At 62.2% G+C, this 4232-nt stretch carries 5 protein-coding genes; 4 read left to right on the plus strand and 1 reads right to left on the minus strand.

Translation table 11 applies throughout. The features are described from left to right. From EN884_RS27735 to EN884_RS27750, 4 genes are all read left to right on the plus strand, one after another. Positions 1-381: sugar phosphate isomerase/epimerase (locus EN884_RS27735; protein WP_164895182.1), on the plus strand; the 381-nt coding region annotated here is incomplete at its 5' end. Between the two features lie 11 nt (positions 382-392). Next, complete coding sequence (locus EN884_RS27740; RefSeq protein ID WP_063169021.1) at positions 393-1535, plus strand: Gfo/Idh/MocA family oxidoreductase; 1143 nt, start codon at positions 393-395, stop codon at positions 1533-1535. A gap of 122 nt (positions 1536-1657) precedes the next feature. Beyond that, on the plus strand, positions 1658-2704 hold the full coding sequence (mgrA, locus tag EN884_RS27745; protein WP_013529545.1) for an L-glyceraldehyde 3-phosphate reductase: 1047 nt from the start codon (positions 1658-1660) through the stop codon (positions 2702-2704). A gap of 194 nt (positions 2705-2898) precedes the next feature. Beyond that, positions 2899-3303 carry a Fur family transcriptional regulator gene (locus EN884_RS27750; protein WP_013529546.1) on the plus strand — a complete coding sequence of 135 codons (405 nt, stop codon included), beginning with the start codon at positions 2899-2901 and terminating at the stop codon, positions 3301-3303. Between the two features lie 152 nt (positions 3304-3455). Here the strand turns inward: EN884_RS27750 and EN884_RS27760 are convergent. Next, a partial coding sequence (locus tag EN884_RS27760) for a DNA polymerase (protein WP_245491998.1) occupies positions 3456-4232 on the minus strand: 777 nt, incomplete at its 5' end.

Below are 4232 nucleotides of genomic sequence, written 5' to 3' on the forward strand. Positions count from 1 at the left end.
GCCTGGCACAATCATGATTTCGAGTTCAAGAAACTTGCCGACGGATCGGTGCCGCAGGACCACATCCTGTCATCCGCGCCCGATGTCAGCTGGGAGATGGACGTTGCCTGGGTGGTGCGCGGCGGCGATGATCCGCTGCCGTGGATCGAGAAACACGGCAAGCGCATCAGCGCCGTCCACGTCAAGGACATGGCCAAGCCCGGCGAGGGGCTGGATGAGGATGGCTGGTCGGATGTCGGCCATGGCACCATCGACTGGGCCGCCCTGATCAAGGTGTTGCGTGCCAGGAGTGCTGCCCAATACTACGTCATGGAACAGGACAACCCCAACGACATCGAGCGTTTCGCCCGCCGCTCCATCGCAGCCGCCAAAACCTATTAGGAGCAACCAGCATGGCAAAGAAACTTGGCATCGGCGTGATCGGCTGCGGCAACATCTCGAAGGCGTATTTTTCGCTGGCGCCGCTGTTCCGCGGCATTGAAATGCGTGCCTGCGCCGACATCAACATGGAGGCGGCCAAGGCTCGGGCGAAGGAGTTCAAGCTGCGCGCCGACACCGTCGAAGACCTGCTCAAGGCCGACGACATCGACATCATCGTCAACCTGACCATCCCGGCGGTGCACTATGAGGTGTCAAAGCAGATCCTCGACGCCGGCAAGCACGTCTATTCGGAAAAGCCGTTCGTGCTGTCGGTCAAGGAAGGGCTCGACCTTAAGAAGCGGGCGGAGAAAAAGGGTCTGCGCATCGGCTCGGCGCCAGACACTTTCCTCGGCGGCGCGCACCAGCTGGTACGCAACCTGATCGACACCGGCAAGCTTGGCAAGGTCACGAGTGGCACGTGCCATGTCATGGGCCACGGCATGGAGCACTGGCACCCCAATCCGGATTTCTTCTTCCAGCCAGGCGCGGGGCCGGTGCTCGACATCGGACCATATTACATCACCAATCTGATCCAGCTGATCGGGCCGGTGAAGCAGGTCGCGGCCTTCGCGACGACGCCGGCCAAGGAGCGCACGATCAGTTCAAAGCCGCGCGCGGGTGAAAAGATACCGGTCAACACGCCGACAACCATCCACGGGCTGCTGGAGTTCGAGAACGGCGCCGTTATCACGCTCAACACCAGCTGGGACGTCTGGGCCCACGGCCACGCGCCGATGGAGCTTTATGGCGAGGCGGGTACGGTGTTTGTGCCGGACCCGAACTTCTTCGGTGGTGACGTTCGCTTCACCGTCGCGGCCAAGCCGGTCAAGAAGCTGCCGAACTGGCCGCATCCGTTCGGCGTGCCCAACGAGATGCATTCGCAAGGCATGATGGCCAACTACCGCACGTCAGGCCTTGCCGATATGGCGGTGGCGATCGCGGAAGGTCGGCCGCACCGCTGTTCGATGGAGCTGGCGCTGCACGCCGTCGACGTGATGACCAGCCTGCTGCGTTCCGGCGAAACCGGCAAGTTCGTCGCCATGCAGACCACCTGCGAACGGCCGGCCGCACTTGGCGTCAAGGAAGCCAAGGCGCTTTTGGCGAAGAAGAAATAGGGCAGCACACCTCAACCCTCTCCCCGTTTCGACGGAGAGAGGGTAAGGGTGGGGGGCAGAGCCAACTCGCCGCGTTGTGACGAATGCAGCCGACCGGCTCGTTTCCATTCGAGGATTTTCCGATGCCCTACACGCCCGCCGAAAATCGTTACGAGAAAATGGTCTACAACCGCTGTGGCCGCTCCGGCCTGAAGCTGCCGGCGATCTCGCTGGGCCTGTGGCACAATTTCGGCAACGACACGCCGCACAAGACCAAGCAGGCGATCGCGCGCAAGGCCTTCGACCTCGGCATCACGCATTTCGACCTCGCCAACAATTACGGTCCGCCGCCCGGTTCTGCCGAAACCGCCTTCGGTGAGATCCTGCGCACCGACTTCGCTGCCTACCGCGACGAACTGATCATCTCGACCAAGGCCGGTTACCAGATGTGGGCCGGGCCCTACGGCGAATGGGGTGGGCGCAAATACATTCTGGCCAGCCTCGACCAGAGCCTCAAGCGGATGGGGCTCGACTATGTCGATATCTTCTATTCGCACCGTTTCGATCCCGACACGCCGCTGGAAGAAACGATGGGTGCGCTCGACCATGCCGTGCGCTCGGGCAAGGCGCTCTATGCCGGCATCTCGTCCTACAATTCGCAGCGCACGCGCGAGGCGGCCGATATCTTGAAGCAGCTTGGCACGCCTTGCGTCATCCACCAGCCGAGCTATTCGATGCTGAACCGCTGGGTGGAGGAAGACGGCTTGCTCGACACGCTCGAAGGGCTCGGCGTCGGCTCCATCGTGTTCTCGCCGCTGGCGCAAGGCATGCTGACGGACAAGTATCTCGGCGGCATTCCGGACGGCAGCCGTGCGTCGCAGGGCAAGTCGCTGAAGACAGCCTTCATCAACGACAAGACCATCGCCAACATCAAGGCGCTCGACGCCATCGCCGGCAGGCGCGGACAGACGCTGGCGCAGATGGCGCTGGCCTGGGTGCTGCGCAAGGGGAGGGTGACCTCGGCACTGATCGGCGCCAGCCGGCCGGAGCAGGTCGAGGACTGCGTCGGCGCGCTCAAGGCGCTCGACTTCAGCGATGCCGAACTCGCCGAGATCGACACATACGCGCGCGAATCCGACATCAATCTGTGGGCGGCTTCTGCCGAGCGCAAAGGCCCGCCGAGGAAATAGGTCCGCTCGATAAGCCGGCAAAGCGAAAAACGGCGGGCAACCTGCCTGTTGCCCCGCTCCGATCGATGTTCTCGGCGGCCTTGCGGGCAGAATGCTGGAAACAGTAGCAAAAATGCCTGTTCGTCGCTATCTGGATGGGACATGGATCGTTTGTGCGCGGCGCAAGCGACGCAAGGCGAGTTGGAAACAGGATCATGGCGGCAAGGGATGTGCTGACGAAAAACCAGCTGTGCGTGCTCGAGAAACTCGAGACCGCCAGCGGACCGCTCAGTGCCTACACCTTGCTCGACCAATTGCGCGAGCGCGGTTTTCGCGCACCGCTCCAGGTCTATCGCGCGCTCGACACGCTGGTGAAGTCAGGTTTCGTGCATCGGCTTGAAAGCATCAATTCCTTCGTCGCCTGCGCCGAGCCGCATGACCACAGCCATTCGATGACTGCCTTCGCCATTTGCGACACATGCGGGCAGGTCACCGAAATGTCAGACCACGATGTCGGCCACAGCTTGGACGAATGGGTGCGCTCCACCGGCTTCGCCGCCAAGAAGGCGGTGATCGAGTTTCGCGGGACATGTGCCAAGTGTTTGGCTGAGGCGGCTTGAGGTGAGTTGAGATTCAGATGATGCCGGCCTGCAAATGGCGGCTTCCTGCCGCTTCCGGTGCTCACGTACGAAAAGTACGCTCCGCTCCGGTTCTCGGAATCCACCATTTTCGGCTCGGCCTGATCTGAATCTCAACACAACTTGCGTTGGTGCTAATGCGCCTCGTCCCAGTTGTTGGCGGCTCGCGCGTCGACATGCAGCGGCACCGACATTGAGACCGCCGGCATCGCCGCGTTTTCCATGACATGACGCACGACCGGGATCGTCGCCTCGACTTCCGCCTCGACGGTCTCGAAGATCAGTTCGTCATGCACCTGCAGCAGCATGCGTGCCGAAAGGCCTGCTTTTTCCAGCGCCTCCTCCATGCGGATCATGGCACGGCGGATGATGTCGGCGGCGGTGCCTTGCAGGCGGGCATTGATCGAGGCGCGTTCGTTGAAGGCGCGGAGCGAGGGGTTGGACGATCTTATGTCGGGGTAATGGATGCGGCGGCCGAAGATCGTTTCGACAAAGCCGTGCTCGCGGGCATAGGCCTTGGTCTCCTCGATGTAATCGCGGATGCCGGGGAAGCGCTCGAAATATTTCTTGATGTAGTTGCCGGCTTCCTCGCGCGGGATCGACAGCTGGTTGGCGAGACCGAAGGCCGAAATGCCGTAGATGATGCCGAAATTGATCGCCTTGGCGCGGCGGCGAACCTCCGAGGGCATGCCTTCGACCGGCACGTTGAACATCTCCGACGCGGTGATGGCGTGGATGTCGGCGCCGTCGGCGAAAGCCTGCCGCAGTTGCGGGATCTCGGCGACATGGGCGAGCACCCGCAATTCGATCTGGCTGTAGTCGGCCGAGACCAGCCGATGGCTCTTGTCGGTGATGAAGGCGGTCCTGATCTTGCGGCCCTCGGCGGTGCGCACCGGGATGTTCTGCAGGTT

The organism is Mesorhizobium sp. M7A.F.Ca.AU.001.01.1.1 (assembly GCF_004022735.1).
Classification (GTDB): Bacteria; Pseudomonadota; Alphaproteobacteria; order Rhizobiales; family Rhizobiaceae; genus Mesorhizobium; species Mesorhizobium ciceri.

What these genes read in the sequence shown, in the direction of transcription:
- EN884_RS27750 (WP_013529546.1), top strand. Translation starts at nt 2,899, where the DNA reads ATGGCGGCAAGGGATGTGCTGACGAAAAACCAGCTGTGCGTGCTCGAG.
- mgrA (WP_013529545.1), top strand. Translation starts at nt 1,658, where the DNA reads ATGCCCTACACGCCCGCCGAAAATCGTTACGAGAAAATGGTCTACAAC.
- EN884_RS27740 (WP_063169021.1), top strand. Translation starts at nt 393, where the DNA reads ATGGCAAAGAAACTTGGCATCGGCGTGATCGGCTGCGGCAACATCTCG.